Origin of the sequence: Arthrobacter sp. B0490 (assembly GCF_002929355.1) — a bacterium.
GTDB lineage: Bacteria > Actinomycetota > Actinomycetes > Actinomycetales > Micrococcaceae > Arthrobacter_D.
The window spans coordinates 471,213-487,904 of sequence record NZ_PJIR01000003.1 but is presented as its reverse complement, the minus strand read 5'-3'; the positions used below and the strand labels follow the sequence as shown (position 1 = coordinate 487,904).

The following is a 16,692-nucleotide window of genomic DNA, read 5'->3' as shown; positions in this document are numbered from 1 at the left end:
GAGGGACCACAGGCCGGGTGCCGTGCACCCGGCCTGTGGCGGGGTCATGCCGTGGGTCGGCTCAGTACTCCACCACGCGGTAGTACCGACGCAGGTCGAGCGAGTGGTCGCGCTGCTTCTCGAGGTGCTTGCTGATCCGGCTCGTGATCGTGTCCATGACGAGCGGACCGAGCAACCCCCGGAACTCGTCGTCGATCCCTTCCAACGGGTAGTCCGCGGTGTCGAGGACGGTGGTGGCCTTCGAGTACTTCTCGGAGAACGCGACGACACGCTCCATCAGGGGGCGCGTCTCGTCCTCGCCCACGAAGAGCAGGACGCTCGTGTCCTCCTCGATCAGCTCGAGGGAGCCGTGGAAGAACTCGGCACCGTGCACCCTGGTGGTGTGCAGCCACTGCATCTCCTCGAGGATGCACATGGAGTACAGGTAGGCATGGCCCCAGAGGTTCCCGCTGCCCACCACGAAGTGGAAGTCGGTGTCCCTGTGGCAGTCCGCGAAGGCCTCCGCAACGGGTTCGGCCTGACGGGCGACGCCGACGAGCGCCTTCGGTACGGCTGGCAGCTGGTCGACCAGCTTGTCGTAGCCGGCGAACTCGCCGCGCTCCGACAGGAAGCGCGTGGTGAGGAGCAGCAGGCCGAGATCGAACGGCCAGGCATCGGGCTCCGTGATGAGCGCGTGGTCCACGGCCCGCGCGATCGGGCTGTCCGCGATCCCGGTGAAACCGACGGTACGGACGCCGCGGTCCCGGCAGTACTCGATGCACCGGATGACGTCCTCGGTCGTTCCCGAGGCCGACGTGAAGACGGCGACCGATCGTTCGTTGAGCAGGGCGTCACCCGAGAGGACCAGCTCCGCGGCGACGGCCGAACGGACGGGGACGGTGGTGCTGCGGCGCATCAGGTGCTCGTAGGGCCACATGGCGGCGTAGGTTCCTCCCGACCCGATGAGGAAGACCGCTTCGACGTCGGCGAGGCTGCCCACGATGTCCTCGATCTGCGGCTGGAGGGTGAGGAAACTCTGGGCGCGTGTGAGGAACTGGTCCTCGTCGAACTTCAGCATGGTGATCCCTTCCAAAGAGGCGAGCGTGACCGATTGATACCGGTATCACCGGCATATCGTTGCACGGTGGTTTCGTGAGCGTCAACCGTCTGTGCCGCTCGCTCGATCCGGCATCTCCGCCTCCCGAACTTTCCTGTCAGCGGTCTGGTACCGGTATCAAGAATGCGCTACTGTGATCCGCACCACGTGGAAGAGGCGGGCCCATCGGGCAACCGCCGACCATCCACAGGGAGGCTTCCGGGGAGGTCCCGGTCCAAGAAGGAGGCTCGGCCATGAACAACGTCCGACTGAGAGTATGCGCGGTGTCCGCTGCGGCATTGATGGGCCTCACGGCCTGCGGAGGTGGGACCGACGTCGAGGCAGCCGACCTCACGGCCTCGCCCGAGTACGAGGGCACCCTGTCGATCCTCACGAAATTCGGGGGAGACCCCCTTTCGCCCTATTTCGAGGACCTGGCTGCCGAGTACAGCTCCATGCACCCGGAGGTGGACTTCGACATCATCCAGGAGACCGACCAGAGCATCAAGGACAAGACGAAGACGCTCGTCGCCTCGTCGGCGCTGCCGGACATCTACTTCTCGTGGACCGGCGACTACGCCGACAAGTTCATCGAGGGCGGCCTGGCCACCGACCTCACCTCCGTGCTGTCGCCCGATTCCGAGTGGGGAGGGACCTTCGGCGCGGCATCGCTGGATGCGTTCGCGAAGGACGGGAAGTACTTCGCCGTCCCCCTCTACAACAACGGCAAGTTCATCGGCTACAACAAGGCGATCTTCGAAGCGGCAGGTGTTGCCGTCCCCACCACCTTCGAGGAGATGGTCGCCGCCTGTTCGGAACTCGAGGCGCAGGGTGTGGAGCCGCTGGCATTCGGGAACAAGGACGGCTGGCCCGGACTGCACTTCCTCCAGCAGCTCTTCGCCTACAACGTCCCGCAGGACGTCCTCGAGAAGGACTTCGTCCCTGCCACGGCGTCGTGGGACCACCCGGGGTATGTGAAGTCGCTCGAGGAGTTCCAGACCGTGGTCCAGGAGTGCACCATCACGGGTTCCGACTCCAACGGTGTGCTCTACTCGACGGCCCAGCAGGCGCAGTCCGCCGGTCAGGCCGCCATGTACTTCCAGGAGATCCTGGAGTTCGACTCGGTGGTCACGGAATCCTCGGCGATCAAGGCCGAGGACTTCGGGATCTTCGCGTTGCCGGCACCGGAGGGAGCCGAGGGCGACCCAGCCGCCCTCGAGGGCTCGCCGGAGGGCATGATGGTCAACGCCAGGTCCCCGCGCCAGGCACTCGCCGTCGACTTCCTCAAGTTCGTCACCAGCAAGACCAATGCCGAGACGCTCGCCGGGGCGCCCTACAGCCAGCCGAGCACGATCGTGGGTGCCGTGTCGGAGTCGACGGCGAGCCCCGCCGTCGTCGAGGGTGTCACCAGACTCAACGAGGCCAGCTACCTCCTTGGCTGGCTCGACGCCGTCACCGTGCCCGACGTCGCCGACGCATGGCTCGCCGGTGGCGAGGCGCTCGTGTCGGGGTCCGAGACTCCGGAAGAGGTCCTGAGCAATGTCCGCGCCGCTTCGGACAGCGCCGAGTAGGACGGACGCCGCGCCCCTGCCTCTCCACCCGGTGGAAGCAGGGGCGCGGCGCCGTCGCAGGTCCCGCGGGTGGGCGTGGGTCGCTCCGGCGCTCCTCGTCCTGGGTGTGTTCGTGTACCTGCCCCTGCTGCAGAACCTGCAGTACAGCGTCATGGAGTGGGACATCTACGCGGGAGGTTCGTCCTTCGTCGGGTTGGCCAACTACGAGAAGCTGGCCGGCGATCCCGTGTTCTGGCGTGCCCTGTTCAACAACGCGGCCTACGCCGCAGTGTCCCTGATCTGCCAGGTCTTCGGTGCGCTTATCCTGGCGGCACTCGTGGAGGGCCTGCGGTCCGAACGCTGGCGGCGAGCACTCCGGGCCGTCTACTTCGTCCCGTCCGCGATCTCCCTGACGGTGGCGGGGCTGCTGTTCTACTTCATCTACGAGCCGGAACTGGGCATCCTGAACGCGCTCCTGAGGGGCGTCGGGCTGGAGTCGCTGACGCAGGCATGGCTGGGGCAGGAGGGTACGGCGATCTGGGCCGTCATCGCGATGAGTCAATGGCAGGGTTTCGGCTACTCCACGCTGCTGTTCGCGATCGCCATCCAGCGGATCCCACAGGACCTCTTCGACGCGGCGGCGCTCGACGGTGTCGGGCCGATCCGGAGGTTCTTCCAGGTCACGGTCCCCCTCACCCGCGAGATGACCGGGCTGATGATCATCGTCACGCTCTCGGGAGCATTCCAGGTGTTCAACGAGGTCATGGTCATGACCAGCGGCGGTCCCAACAACTCGAGCCAGGTCCTGGTGACATGGCTGTACCGGATGGGGTTCGGCCGGAACGACTTCGGCTACGCGGCGGCCATCGCCACGGTGATCTTCGTGCTGACGCTCGGTATCGCACTGCTGCAACTGGCCATCACCCGCAAGAGGAGAGTGGAATGGTAAGTCGATCGAGTGTGGTGGGCGTCGTCCTGCGGACGTTCATCGCGTCCTTCCTGCTCGCCCTGGCCGTCGTCGTGATCTACCCGCTGCTGTGGATGGTGATGAACGGGTTCAAGACCAACAGCGAGCTCTTCGGGAATCCCTTCGCCCTGCCGGTCCAGCTCACCTGGGACAACTACGCCAAGGCATGGAACCGTGGCGTGAGCAGCTACCTGATGACCAGCATCCTCGTTACCGTCACGGCCACGATCGCGACAGTCTTCATCAGCGCGTGGGCCGCGTACGGGCTCACCCGGATGCAGATCCCCTTCAGCCGGACGGTCCTCGCGCTGATCCTCGGCGGCCTGATGCTCGCCCCCGCCGTCGCGCTGATCCCGCTGGTCAGGATGTTCCAGGCGCTCGGCCTCTACAACACGTTCTGGGCGCTGCTGATCCTCTACGTGGCCTTCCGGATCCCGTTCACGACGTTCCTGATCCGCGCCTACATGGTGGACCTGCCGCTGGAGATCGACGAGGCTGCGGCCGTGGACGGCGCCAGCAAGGCCAGAGCGTTCTGGAGCATCGTCCTGCCCATGTGCAAGCCGATCCTCGTCTCCAGCGTCATCCTGAACATCCTCTTCACCTGGAACGAGTACCTGTTCGCGATGGTGTTCACCAGCGGCGGAGACCTGCAGACGCTGCCCATCGGGCTGACCAACCTGATGAGCAAGCACGGTACCGAGTACCCCGTGGTCTTCGCGGGCATGACCATCGCGGCCGTCCCGGTCATCCTGCTCTTCTTCCTCACCCAGAAGTACTTCGTGCGGGGGCTCGCGGACGGCGTCGGGAAGTAGTGGCGTCGGAGCGGGGCAGGGCCGAGGGCGCCAGGCCGTAGCCGGCGTTGCCGACGAGGTCGAGCCGCCCGACATGCTCGTGCCCTCCTGCGCGGCGTCGGGGAGGGCCGTCCGGTCGTCAGTCGGCGCTGACCTGGTGGCGGAAGGTGTCCCGCCTGGCGTGGAGGCCCCAGAGGATGTCCGCGAGGATGTTCGGGTCCTTCTCCGGGTCGCCCTCGATGATCCTGCCGCCGATGATGAGCTGCGACACCTGGATGCCCTCCTCGCCGAGCACCTCGTGGAGGAGCTGCGCGTACGCGGCCTGGCCGGCGAAAGCCACCGACGTGCCCGTGACGGACCGTCCGGGCTTCACCGCCGACCCGCCGTTGACGAAGAGGATGGTGCCACGGTTCTCGCCGAGGAACCGCATGCCGGGCAGCACCTGGTGGACCGCGGCGACGGGCCCGTAGATGGAGAACTCGATGGGGCCCCTGAGGTCGGCGGGTGTCGTCTCGAGGACGGGCCGCATGAAGTCCTTCTGGGGGAGGGGGCTGTACTGCAGCACCTCGATGGGGCCGAGGGTCTCGGTCGCCGCCTCCAGTGCGGCGGCGATGGACTCGGGGTCGCGGACATCCGCCGTGAAGCCGCGTGCGTGGATCCCTTCCTTGCCGAGGTCCTCCGCGAGGGCGTCGAGCTTGCCCTGGTTGCGGGAGATGAGCGCGATGGAGAATCCTTCGGCTCCGAAACGCCGTGCCACTGCGGCTCCGAGGCCGCGTCCTGCTCCGATGATTGCGAGAGTTGTCATGTCCGGTTCAAGAGCATCCGGGCCGTAATCATTCCGTGACCCTGAGTGGGCCCCGTCCTAGTGCAGTGTTCCGAGGATGGTGCGCTGGATGACGACGGCGGCGGCGCCGCGCGCCCACTGGGCGAAGTCCGAGGGCTGGCGGCTCAGCCGGAGGGGCGACGCCTCGGGATCGCGATGGTAGGCGATCGCCTCCTGGAGGGCGGTCGCCGCCACGTCCGCGAGGTCCATGCCCTCGCCCGAGAGGACGATGAGATCCACCATCGTCAGGTTCGCCACTGCCGAGACCAGCAGGCCGAGCGACCGGCCTGCCGACTCGACGACGGCGCCCGCGACCGGATGGCCCTCCGCGGCGAGGTCGAGGACCGCCGCGTAGGACAGCTGTTCCCCGGTGGAGGCCGCGAACTGGGAGCAGATCGCGGGGATGGTGAGGACCGCCGACGAACAGCCGCGATGCCCTTCGAGGCACCGGGGCCCGGAAGGATCGAGCGGATAGTGGCCCACGAGGCCGAGGCCGGCGTCGGGCGGTGCGATGACGGCGTCGTTGATGACGAGTCCGTAGCCCACGCCCGCCCCGACGGTCAGGACGGCGAAGTCCTTCTCCCCGCGCCCCGCGCCGAACCACTGCTCCGCGACGGTGAGGGCGACGACGTCGTTCTCGACGGCGACGGGCAGGCCCGTCCGCTGCTGCAGGAGTTCGGCGAGGGGCACATCGCGCCATCCGAGGAACGGGGCACGCAGCACCCTGCCGCCCGGCCCCACCTTGCCGCCGATGCTCACGCCGATGCCGCTGAAGCCGTCGAGGGGGCCGAGGTCCGCGATGGCGTCCACGATGGTCCCGAGTACGTCCTGTACGTCGTGGTTCGGCAGTGCCCGCTCGCTCGCACCGACGACGTCGGATCTCAGGTTCGTGGCGACCGCCGCCGCGGTGTCCCCGGTGAGTTTCACGCCCACGAAGCGGTGCGCGTCCGGGCTGATCTCCAGCGGGCGGATGGGCCGGCCGATCGAGGGGACGGTGGCCTCGTCCGATTCGCGGAGCACGCCGGAATCGAGGAGCGGCCTGCTGAGGCGCGTGAGGCTGGCGACCGACAGCCCGAGGCGTGCCGCGAGATCGCCGCGCGAGATGGGCCCGCGGATGAGGACTTCGCGCGCGAGCGCCCGGGCCGGGCTGGAGGGCGCGAGCGAGGTGACCGAGTCCATGGCATTCCGTTCGCAGTGGGGGACTTATTTTCAGAGTAGGCGCGATGGTGGGGGTTCCTGAAGCCTTCGACACCGCTTCACGCAAGCTCTGCACCGGGCTGGGACGATTGACACTCCTGTTTATTGTGGCGTAAAAATAAATCGTGCCGGCAAGTGCTGCCCCCTACCGGTTGCGCGCTCACCGCGTGCACTCCCGTTGGCACAGGTCATATCCCGGATGCAATCCCACACCGAGTGCCTGTGGCAGTCGCGCCCTACCTCGTGGCGATGGCACCGTTGATGTATCCCGTCCACTCACCCCCGAAAGGGACCCACCTTCGTGACTTCCACCGTCAACCCCGACGTCGACTCCGCGGTCCACCCCGCGGAGCTGTCCGCCGACGCCCTCGCCGAGCGCATGCAGGATCCGAACTGGTGGCGGCAGGCCGCCGTCTACCAGATCTACCCGCGGAGCTTCGCCGACTCCAACGGGGACGGCATCGGTGACCTGAAGGGCATCACCTCGCGCATCCCGTACCTGAAGTCGCTCGGTGTGGACGCCGTATGGCTCAGCCCGTTCTACCCGTCCGCGCTCGCCGACGGCGGGTACGACGTCGACCACTACCGCGAGGTGGACCCCAAGCTCGGCACGCTCGAGGACTTCGACGAGATGATCGCCGCACTGCATGCGGCCGGCATCAAGCTCGTCGCGGACATCGTCCCCAACCACACCTCGAACCTCCACGAGTGGTTCCAGGAGGCGCTGGCCGCGCCCAGGGGATCGGCCGCCCGCAACCGCTACATCTTCCGCGACGGCCTCGGCCCCGACGGTGCCGAGCCGCCCTCCGACTGGGAATCGGTGTTCGGCGGTCCTGCCTGGGAGCGCACCGAGGACGGCCAGTGGTACATGCACATCTTCGCCCGCGAGCAGCCCGACCTGAACTGGGACAACCGCGAGGTCCGCGACGACTTCCTGGCGACCCTCCGCTTCTGGTCGGACCGCGGCGTGGACGGGTTCCGCGTGGACGTGGCGCACGCCCTGACCAAGGACATGACCGAGCCGCTGCCGTCCAAGGCGGAGCTCGGCCCCGAGGGCGGCAACAACCGCGGCAAGCACCCGTTCTGGGACCGCGACGAGGTCCATGAGGTCTTCGCCGAGTGGCGCAAGGTGTTCGACGAGTACACCCCGCCACGCACCGCCGTCGCCGAGGCGTGGGTCCACGCCGACCGCCGTGCCCGCTACGCCAGCCCCGAAGGACTCGGCCAGGCCTTCAACTTCGACCTCCTCAAGGCCGACTGGAACCCCGGCCAGTTCCGCGAGATCATCACGAAGAACCTCGTCGAGGCGACGTCCTCCGGCGCGTCGTCGACCTGGGTCTTCTCCAACCACGACGTCGTCCGGCACGCCACGCGCTACGGCCTGCCACCGGCCGCGCCCGACAGCGAGGACGGACAGGACGGCGGGGCGTGGCTCATGAGCGGCGGCACCGAGCCCGAACTCGACCGCGCCCTGGGCGAACGCCGGGCCCGTGCCGTCTCGCAGCTCATGCTCGCCCTGCCCGGCTCCGCCTACCTGTACCAGGGCGAGGAGCTCGGTCTGCACGAGGTCGCAGACATCGCCGACGAGGACCGCCAGGACCCCACGTTCTTCCGCAACAAGGGCGTCGACGTGGGCCGTGACGGCTGCCGGGTGCCGCTGCCATGGACGCGCGACGGCGAGTCCTTCGGTTTCGGCTTCGGCGGCGCACACCTGCCTCAGCCCGCGTGGTTCGGCGAGTACGCCGTCGAGGTGCAGGAAGGCGATGCCTCCTCGAACCTCAGCTTCTACCGTCGCGCGCTGGAGCTGCGGCGCGAGCTGCAGGGGGAGGAGGACTTCGAGTGGGTCGACGAGCCCTCCACCGATGTCCTGCACTTCACCCGCCCGAGCGGGTGGCACAGCGTCACCAACTTCGGCTCCACCCCGGTCGACCTGCCGGAGGGGACGGTGCTGCTGAGCAGCTCGCCGCTCGAGGACGGCAGGCTGCCGGGCGGCACGACGGCCTGGCTGGTCTAGCAGTTCCCAGTCCGGCGGCGGGCCACTCCTTGCGGGGTGGCCCGCCGTCGTCGTCCGCGGTCCTTTCCGCGCACCGGGTTCGGGCGGGGTGCGCGGGCGGTCGGGGCTGCCTCACGGGAGCCGCCGCGCCGGGTGCCCAGAGCCGTGGTGAATGCGCACCGGGTCTGGGCGGCCGCGCCGGGTGTGGGCCAGGGCGGTCCGACGGCAGTGTCCGACGGCGCTGTTCGTCGGCAGGAGAATCGGTTGCGGGCCCCGCCGGGTCCTCGGAATACTGGGAGCACCGGCAGGAACAGGCGGAGGGTAGCGGCATCAGCGGGTCCCAGGAGAACGAGGAGAGGTTGCGCAAGGCAGCCCAGTACCGTGCTGCCCGGGAAGGCGCGGGAGATGCAGCCGATGCCCTGGCCGAGGTGGACCGGCAGAACGACGACGACGTGGCGAACGGCGGGATGGCGCCACTGCGCCAGGGCGAGGACGAGACCAAGCGGGCACGCCTCATCGTGGACCGGGCCGTGGCGCGGGGCGACTTCGACAACCTGAGCCTCGCGGGCAAGCCGATCCCGGGGCTGGGGGACAGCCACGATCCCGACTGGTGGGTCAAGGGCCTGATCCAGCGGGAGAACATCACGGGGCTCGGCCCTCGGGCGATCCTGCTGCGGTCGGAGGACGCCGAACTCGACGACCGCCTCGACCGCCAGTACACGGAGAAGCAGGTCCGCGAGGTCCTCGACGACTTCAACTACCGCGTCATCGACGCGAGGCGCCAGCTCCAGGGCGGCCCGCCCGTCATCACCAAGCTCCGCGACGTGGATGCGGAGGTGGAACGCTGGCGCGAACGCCGGGCGGCATCACGCCTCGCGGCCGACGCGGCAGAGCCGCCCGCGGCGCCGAAGCCCTCCTTCTGGCGACGCATCTGGCGCGGCAGGAGCTGACCGCGGCCGGACCTAGTTCGGGACCACCGAGAACAGGAACCTCTTCTTCACCATGACCCAGATGACCAGGGTCACCGCCGCATGGATGACGAGGCCCTGCCACACGCTGCCGGCATCGAGCCGGGGGATGTTCGCGACCGCGAGCACGAAGAACACGTGGACGATGAACACGTACAGGCTGGCCCGCCCGAGCGGGATGTACAGCCAGCCCGTGACCCTGCTGATGGGCCGCCAGAACGAGGTCAGGACCACGTGGGCGGCGAGGATGAAGAACGCCAGGTCGATGAGCCTCCCGGGCTGGAGGAACACCCTCACGTACGCCGAGTCGTAGAGGGTCCCGTAGAAGCCGGCAGGGATGAACGGGAGTCCGAGCCCCAGGACATGGTCGAGCCACAGTGTCCCGAGCGCGAGCGCGTACAGCCCGGCGGCGGCGCCCACGAGGACCTTCCCCCGAGGAGTGCTGAGGGCGTCGATGACGGCCCGACGGTGGTAACCGAGGACGACACCGTGGACGAAGATCACCTGCCAGGTCAGCAGCGGGAAGACGTCCTGGAACTGGGAGGGGAGGACCCGCAGCGAGAAGAGGGCGTCGACGGCGTACAGCGCCCAGCTGACGGCGAGCAGGAGCCACCACAGCCTCTTCCGGAGCATCAGGACCAGCAGCGGGACCGTCAGCGTCAGCACCACGTACAGTCCCATGATGTTGAACGCCCACGGGCCCATCGCGAGGAGCAGGAGGTCCCGGACGGCATACCCTGCCGGCGGATAGTCGAAGAGGCGCGCGACGTTCGGGTAGAGGTCGTAGACACGGCCCGCGGCTCCGGCCCCGTCCCCGCCCGTCCCACGGTCCGTGAAGGTGGTCAGCACGGACGCGTCGATGAAGGGCACGAGGGACAGCAGGTACACCGTGAGGACGACGACGAGGGCCGTGATGTAGAGCTTGACCGCCCTCCGGGTGGTCCCCTTCGCGGCCTCCACCGCTCCGCGGCGCTTCACCGCCATGGGGTGCACCATCCCCAGCACGACGCCGGACAGCAGGACGAACAGCTCGGCGCCGGTGATCGTCCCGATGAGGGTGCGCGAGATGAAGGACCAGGGTCCGGCGACCTCGATATGCGTGACGATTACCGAGGTGATGATCCAGCCACGCAGCAGGTCGATCCGGGCATCCCGCGGCGCGTGCTCGTCCGGGTAGCGCCAGTGCGGAACCACGCGCCTGGCCAGCCCTGCCAGGAGGATCAGGGCGAAGAGTCCGACGACGCACAGGACCAGCCAGCCCATCACCGCGCTGACGGGGGCGCCGGCCTGCCAGACCTGCCGGGTCGATTCGTTCGCGTCCTCCGGGTCGACGACCTCCGTGATCGGACCGAGCCGCACCGGGAACGAGTCGAGCGCGTCCCGGAGGGTCGCCGTCGTCGCCTCGTCCGCGCTGAGGCCCCAGTCCACCGTGTGGCCCTGGGCCTCGGGCTCCGGGCGCGACGCCTCGAGCCAGGCGATCATCCCGATCTCGGGGTACCGCTCGGCGATGGTCGGGTCGAACAGCTGGTCCAGCCACGCGCGTTTGATCTCGGCTCCGGGGACGCTGTCGGCGTCCTCGGGATCATGGAGGGCGGCCGTCTGGACGAGGAGCCGCTTGCCCTTCGCCGCGGCGTAGTCCTTCGCGAAGTCGATCCGCGGGGCCCCGGGGGCCGCACCGTAGGTCCCGGCGAGCTGATCGGCGAACTTGTCCCGCTCGGGCACCACGGACGTGGTGATCGCACCGGAGTACTCGCGGGTGCCGTCCGCGCTCCGGGTTCCGCCCTGCTCGTAGCTGCCGAAGTGGTACAGGGTCAGGCCCACCCAGTCCACGGCGTCGTCGCCGGGGTAGTACGGCGCATAGGGGTCGTCGCCCCCGTCGATCAGGCCGTTGCCGTTGGTGTCGAGCCCCGTGACAGCACCCGACTCGAGGCCCTCCACGGCCCCGTAGGCCTCGGTGAAGGGGTAGCCGGCGGCGTAGGACGGCGCCCACACCATGGCAGCGTCCGGCACCTTCCGGTGCACGGCGTCGGCGACCGTGCGGAAGGCGTCGGTGTACGCGGCGGGCTGCTGGCCCCAACCGAACCAGGTGCCGTTCATCTCCGGCGCGAAGCGGACGAAGAACGCGGTGCGGAACTCGTCGGTGACGGCCCGCAGCGTGTCGCCGAGGAGGGCGGCGTCGTCGGCCGTGAGCTCTCGGAGCGGTACCGACGGTTCGAGGGTCACGACGGCGACAGCCCCGAGCGGTGCCTCCTGGCGGGCGAGGTCGTAGAGGCTCGACTCCGCTGCGGCGTCGAGCGGGTAGGTGACGGGACGGCTGAAGAACGACGGCGTGATGCCCGTGCGGTCCGCGTAGGCGCGGGCGCTGTCGGACGACCAGTCGAGTTCCGGGCCGAAGTACCGGCCCTCGGCAAGCGCGGTCGGGTCCTCGACCGGAGCCACGGCGGTGGCCGGGAGGCTGCGGGGAGCCGCCTGTGCCGGTGCACCGCCGGCCAGGAGTCCCAGCAACAGCGCCATCAGGGTCAGGGCGCCCGTCCACCACTGCGTCCGCCGTGGGTGGGTCGGCGTCATCCCTTTGCTTCCTGCCGAGCCTTCGCCTTCGCGATATCGGCCTGGTAGTGCTCGTAGCCCCGGTAGCGGACGGCTTCGACGATCACGCTGAAGATCACGAGGTCGAAGACGACCCAGACGATGTTGACGGAGGTGCCGAGGACGTCCGCCTGGCCGGTGAGCATCCGGATGAGGCCGACGATCGCGGCGCCGACCAGCAGGCCCATGGCCCAGAGCTGCGGCTTCACGAGGTCCCACCGCAGCTGGGCGTCCTGCTGCAGCGTCTTCGGGGTCACCGCGAAGTCGAGACTCCGGCCGAGGTACACGTTGCCGAATGCCGAGGTGATCGACCGGATCCAGACGGGGAACAGGGCCAGCGAGTACTGCTGGCCGCGCCACGTCTTCACGCCCTTGCCGACGACGGCGAACAGGAGCTGGTTGACGAGCAGGAACGGGATCAGGCGCAGGAAGAACTCGGTGCTGATCGAATCGACCGGCAGGATGCCGAAGATCAGGTAGATGATCGGGGCCGCGATGTAGACGACGGCCGCGAAGCCGGAGAGGTAGCTCCACATCGTCGCCCCGTACATGAGCTTCTGCGCGATCGTCAGGCCCTTCTGCGCGAAGGGGTTCTCGCGGAACATCACCTGGATGGTTCCCTGGGCCCACCGGAGCCGCTGGGTCAGCATCGAGTTGAGGTCCTCGGGCGCGAGGCCGTCCGCCAGCTTCTCGTGGTGGTACGCCGATTCCCAGCCGAGGGAGTGCAGCCGCATGCAGGTGGCCATGTCCTCGGTGACCGAGATGGTGGCCATCGGCATGACCGCCTGCGCCTCGCCGCCGCGGTCGGCGTTGACCGATTCGATGAGGACGCGGACGGTGTCGATCGCGGCGAGGGGGGACCAGGACCGCTGTGCCAGCTGGTCGAGGGCACCGTCGTCGACGACGGCGAGACCGGGAGTACCGGCCGACGCTCCCTCCAGGTCGGCATCGAGGCCGGTGATCCCGAGGTCCGCCAGGGAGGCGAGGTCCTCGCGGAAGGCGGCGATGTCCGCGGCGACCAGCGTGCGGGTGACGGCCGTGACGCGCTGCTGGAACTCGTAGGTGACCTCGGAGATCCCGTCCCCCTTCTGCAGTCGGCGGCGCACGCGGCGCAGGTCCTTCGCGACGAGGTCCAGCGCGGCCTCCACCCGTTGGTTCTCCGGGCCGAGGTTCTTCTTGGCCTTCGCGATCACCTTGCCCGATGTCCTGAGCGCCTTGTGCAGGGCGAGTTCGAGCTCGCTCACGTAGCGGGTGACGCCGAGCTGCATCAGCGCCTCCCGGCGGATGATGGCGTTCGAGCCGCAGAAGAAGGCGGCGTTCCAGCCGTCCTTCCCCTGCTGGATGGGCCCGTAGAAGAGGGGTGCCTGGCTTCCGAGGGGGTCGGAATCGGGCACGTTGACGAAGACCTGCGGGGTCTGCACGAGAGCCATCTTCTCGTTCGTGAAGTACCCGAGAGTCCTGTGCAGGAGGAGCGGGTCGGGAATCTGGTCGGCGTCCAGGATGACCAGGAACTCGCCGTCCGTGGTCATCAGGGCGTTGTTGAGGTTCCCCGCCTTCGCGTGCCGGGGCATGTCCTTCCAGTCCGCGGAACGCGTGATCCACCCGATGCCCTCGGCCTCCGCCGCCTCGCGGACCTCGGCCCTGTTGCCGTCGTCGAGGATCCACGTCTTGTGGGGGTACTGGATGGCCTTCGCTGCCCGCGCCGTCGTGAGGACCAGGTCGAGGGGCTCGTTGTAGGTGGTGATGAAGACGTCGACGGTGAGTCCGGGCGGGGCTTCAGGGGGTTCACGCCTCCTCAGCCTCCACACGGTGAAACCGAAGAGGAGGGAGTCGATGAGCGAGTAGGTCTCGGCCAGGACGAGGGGGATCGCGATCCACCACGCATCCCAGTTGATGGAGAAGAGCCAGCGCCACACGATGTAGTTGAGGCCGAGGACGGCGGTGACCAGCACGATGGATCGGATGAGGAGGGTGCGTCCTGTGAACTGCGCATCGCCCCGGTGTCGTTGCCCGTCCTCGACGGCGTCGTTCTGTGTTCCGGTCCCCACGCTCCAGCACTCTCCACTTCCTGCCCGCGCACGCGAAGCGCGGTTCCGGTGACCTGTGTGCGCCGGGCGGCCGCACTGAGACACTCACCGGGTCCCGAGGGACCAGCATGGAATCAAACGTACCCGAGAGCGCGGAAAGGGTCTGCGCGCCGCTCGGATCCGGGTCGATCCTGAGCGGATTCCGGGTCAGGACGACCCTGGAGCCGAGCCCGTCCGGTCCGTCCACACGTAGAACTTCTCGGGGCGTCCTGCCGAGCCGTACTGCGGGACGATCCGTGCCTGCCCCCGCGAGACGAGGAACTCGAGGTAGCGCCGCGCGCTCACGCGCGCCATGCCGAGCCGCTCGGCGACGTCGGACGCGGACGTCCCGCGGCCCTGGCTCCGCAGGTCCAGCATGACGGCGTCGAGCGTGGGCGCTGAGAGGCCCTTCGGCGTCGTGATCGTCGCGGTGACCGAGGGGGAGCCGCCCGCGGCGGTCCCCGCCGTCGTCCGCAGGAGCTGGTCGATGCGCCCCTGGTCGAGGGCCGCGGAGCCGTCCTCGGCCTGGGCGTCGAGGTCGCGACGGTACGCCACGTAGTGGTCCAGGCGCTGGTTCAGCACCGCGGCGCTGAACGGCTTCACGAGGTAGTGCAGCACCCCGCCGGCGACGGCCGCACGCACGGTGTCGAGCTCGCGGGCCGCGGTGATCGCGATGACGTCGAGCGGCTCGCCGGGCCGGTTCCGCAGCGCACGCAGCACGTCGATGCCGGTCATGTCGGGCAGGTGGATGTCCAGCAGCACGAGGCGCGGCCGCAGTGCGTCGGCGAGCTCCAGCGCACGCGTACCGGTGTGCGCGGCGCCCACGACGTCGAACGCGCCGTGCGCGAGCAGGAACCCGGTGTGGATCCCTGCCACCTCGTGGTCGTCGTCCACCACCAGCGTGGGGATGAGGGCGGGTGCGACGGCGGTCATGGCACCTGCAGGGGAGGACGGGGGACGGCGACGAGCGACGGCGCGAGCCATACGGTGAACTCGGCGCCGCCGAGCTCCGACTCGTCGACGACGACCTGCCCGGAACGGCGGCGCGCGATCCGGTCCACGAGTGCGAGGCCGAACCCGCGTGTCCCGGTGTGGCCGCCGTCCTTGGTCGAGTAGCCGGACGAGAAGATGCCGTCGACCTCGTCCGCCGCGACGCCGGGGCCGTTGTCGGAGACGGTGATCCGGACGTGGTCCTCGGCGGCGAGGTGCACCGTGACTTGCCCGTCGTGCCGGCCGCTGGCGGTCACGGCCTCCATCGCGTTGTCGATGAGGATGCCGAGCACGGTGACCACGTCCGTGGTCCCGTCGGCCTCGAGCACCGAGGTGTCGTCGATGGACAGGGTGATGCCCTTCTCGGCGGCGATGGTGCTCTTGGTCATCAGCAGGCTCGCGGCGTCCGGATCCTGGATCCCGGGGGCGATGCTCCCCGACACGAGGGAGCCGCCGTGCCCCGAACGCTGGATGAAGTCGACGGCCTGCTCCGTCCGGCCGAGCTCGAGCAGGCCGGAAATGGTGTGCATCCGGTTGGCGAACTCGTGCGCCTGGGCCCGCAGCGCCTGCGTCGCGTCGCGCTCGCCGTCGAGGTCGGTCAGCAGCTGGTACAGCTCGGTGCGGTCGCGGAGGATCATGACGCGACCCACGCGCTTGCCGTCGACGAGGGCGTCCGAGGTGCGCGCGAGGAGCACCCGCTCGCCGGACAGGACCGTCTCGTCGGTGTCGGCGGGGTCGGTGAGGAGCTGCGCGAGGGACGGTTCCATGACCTCCGCCGCGGACCGGCCGGTGGCGTCGTCGTCGAGCCCCAGCAGCCTCTTCGCCTCGTCGTTGAGGAGGGCGATCCGGTGGTCCTCGTCGACGGCGACCATGCCCTCGCTGATGCCGTGGATCATGGCGTCGCGGGTCTCGAGGAGGGACGCGATCTGCTCCGGCTCGAGGCGGTAGATGCGCCGCCAGACGAGCCGGGAGATCCAGATGGCGCCTGCCGACCCGACGAGCGCGGCCACGATCAGCCAGGCCAGCAGGCGGGGGAGGTCCTCGTAGAGGTCGGCGTCGAGCTCGGATTCGAGGGTGCCCACCGACGCGGTGCCGATGATACCGCCGTCACTGTCGAAGATGGGCACCTTGACGCGCCAGGACTCGCCGAGCGTGCCGGTCTGGGTGCCCACGAACGTCTGCCCGGACAGGGGGGCCGACGGGTCGGTGGAGACCACCTCGCCGATGAGCTCCGGGTTCGGGTGGGAGTAGCGGATGCCGTCCTCGTCGGTCACGACGACGTACGTCACGCCCGTGGACTGGCGGATGAGGTCGGCGATGGGCTGGATCGTGGCGCTGGGGTCCGCCTCGTCGAAGGCATCGATCACCGAGGGAAGTTGCGCCACCGACTGGGCGACGCCGACCATGCGGTCCTTGTACTGTTCCCGGATCTGCAGACGCTGCATGGCGACGGCCGTGGAGCCCGCGACGACGACGATGACGAGCACGATGGCCAGCTGCAGGAAGAACAGCTGTGATCGAAGCGACATCGACCTGATCATCCCCCTAGTGTGACACGCCCGGGCGCGTCACAGCGGGCCGGCGCCCGCTCCGGGTCGACCCCGAGCCGACCCGGGCGACTCGGCCGGCTCCGGTGACCACAAAGACCAATACGAGCACTACGACCGCATGCTTTACCGCCGATCG

Annotated in this window: 12 protein-coding genes; 5 read left to right on the top strand and 7 right to left on the bottom strand. The window is 69.0% G+C overall.

What is annotated here, in order from left to right:
- Positions 1–61: 61 nt before the first annotated feature.
- Positions 62–1,057 (bottom strand): SIS domain-containing protein, encoded by a 996-nt coding sequence (locus CXQ97_RS07720; protein WP_104180244.1) that lies wholly within the window; start codon positions 1,055–1,057, stop codon positions 62–64.
- 272 nt (positions 1,058–1,329) lie between these two features.
- Between CXQ97_RS07720 and CXQ97_RS07715 the strand changes: the two genes are divergently transcribed.
- The 3 genes from CXQ97_RS07715 to CXQ97_RS07705 are packed head-to-tail and all read left to right on the top strand — an operon-like array spanning position 1,330 to position 4,404.
- Positions 1,330–2,646, top strand: a complete 1,317-nt coding sequence (locus CXQ97_RS07715; RefSeq protein ID WP_104180243.1) for an ABC transporter substrate-binding protein — start codon at positions 1,330–1,332, stop codon at positions 2,644–2,646.
- On the top strand, positions 2,615–3,574 hold the full coding sequence (locus CXQ97_RS07710; RefSeq protein ID WP_104180242.1) for a carbohydrate ABC transporter permease: 960 nt from the start codon (positions 2,615–2,617) through the stop codon (positions 3,572–3,574). Before CXQ97_RS07715 ends, CXQ97_RS07710 begins: the two co-directional genes overlap by 32 nt.
- Entirely contained in the window at positions 3,568–4,404 is an 837-nt protein-coding gene (locus CXQ97_RS07705; protein ID WP_104180241.1) for a carbohydrate ABC transporter permease, read from the top strand. Before CXQ97_RS07710 ends, CXQ97_RS07705 begins: the two co-directional genes overlap by 7 nt.
- 118 nt (positions 4,405–4,522) lie before the next feature.
- On the opposite strand, the gene CXQ97_RS07700 is transcribed toward CXQ97_RS07705, so the two are convergent.
- Complete coding sequence (locus CXQ97_RS07700) at positions 4,523–5,188, bottom strand: SDR family NAD(P)-dependent oxidoreductase (RefSeq protein ID WP_104180240.1); 666 nt, start codon at positions 5,186–5,188, stop codon at positions 4,523–4,525.
- 57 nt (positions 5,189–5,245) lie between these two features.
- A complete protein-coding gene (locus CXQ97_RS07695) occupies positions 5,246–6,385 on the bottom strand; it encodes an ROK family transcriptional regulator (RefSeq protein ID WP_104180239.1) in 1,140 nt (379 codons plus the stop codon).
- Positions 6,386–6,782: 397 nt separating this feature from the next.
- Here CXQ97_RS07695 and CXQ97_RS07690 point away from each other — a divergent pair, with 397 nt between their 5' ends.
- Positions 6,783–8,417: an alpha-amylase family glycosyl hydrolase gene (locus CXQ97_RS07690; RefSeq protein WP_104180351.1), complete on the top strand. Its 1,635-nt coding sequence runs from the start codon at positions 6,783–6,785 to the stop codon at positions 8,415–8,417.
- 338 nt (positions 8,418–8,755) lie between these two features.
- A complete protein-coding gene (locus tag CXQ97_RS07685) occupies positions 8,756–9,346 on the top strand; it encodes a DUF1992 domain-containing protein (RefSeq protein ID WP_104180238.1) in 591 nt (196 codons plus the stop codon).
- A 12-nt stretch (positions 9,347–9,358) separates the two neighbouring features.
- Here CXQ97_RS07685 and opgC read toward each other — a convergent pair whose 3' ends face one another.
- The 4 genes from opgC to CXQ97_RS07665 all read right to left on the bottom strand — a co-directional run bounded on the left by opgC (position 9,359) and on the right by CXQ97_RS07665 (position 16,535).
- Positions 9,359–11,932 carry an OpgC domain-containing protein gene (opgC, locus tag CXQ97_RS07680; RefSeq protein ID WP_104180237.1) on the bottom strand — a complete coding sequence of 858 codons (2,574 nt, stop codon included), beginning with the start codon at positions 11,930–11,932 and terminating at the stop codon, positions 9,359–9,361.
- Positions 11,929–13,914: a glycosyltransferase gene (locus CXQ97_RS07675; protein ID WP_181035014.1), complete on the bottom strand. Its 1,986-nt coding sequence runs from the start codon at positions 13,912–13,914 to the stop codon at positions 11,929–11,931. The genes opgC and CXQ97_RS07675 overlap by 4 nt, the downstream gene beginning before the upstream one ends.
- Positions 13,915–14,184: 270 nt before the next feature.
- Positions 14,185–14,949, bottom strand: coding sequence for a response regulator (locus CXQ97_RS07670; protein WP_104180235.1), 765 nt, complete (start codon positions 14,947–14,949; stop codon positions 14,185–14,187).
- On the bottom strand, positions 14,946–16,535 hold the full coding sequence (locus tag CXQ97_RS07665) for a sensor histidine kinase (RefSeq protein ID WP_258062405.1): 1,590 nt from the start codon (positions 16,533–16,535) through the stop codon (positions 14,946–14,948). The genes CXQ97_RS07670 and CXQ97_RS07665 overlap by 4 nt, the downstream gene beginning before the upstream one ends.
- Positions 16,536–16,692 lie beyond the last annotated feature (157 nt).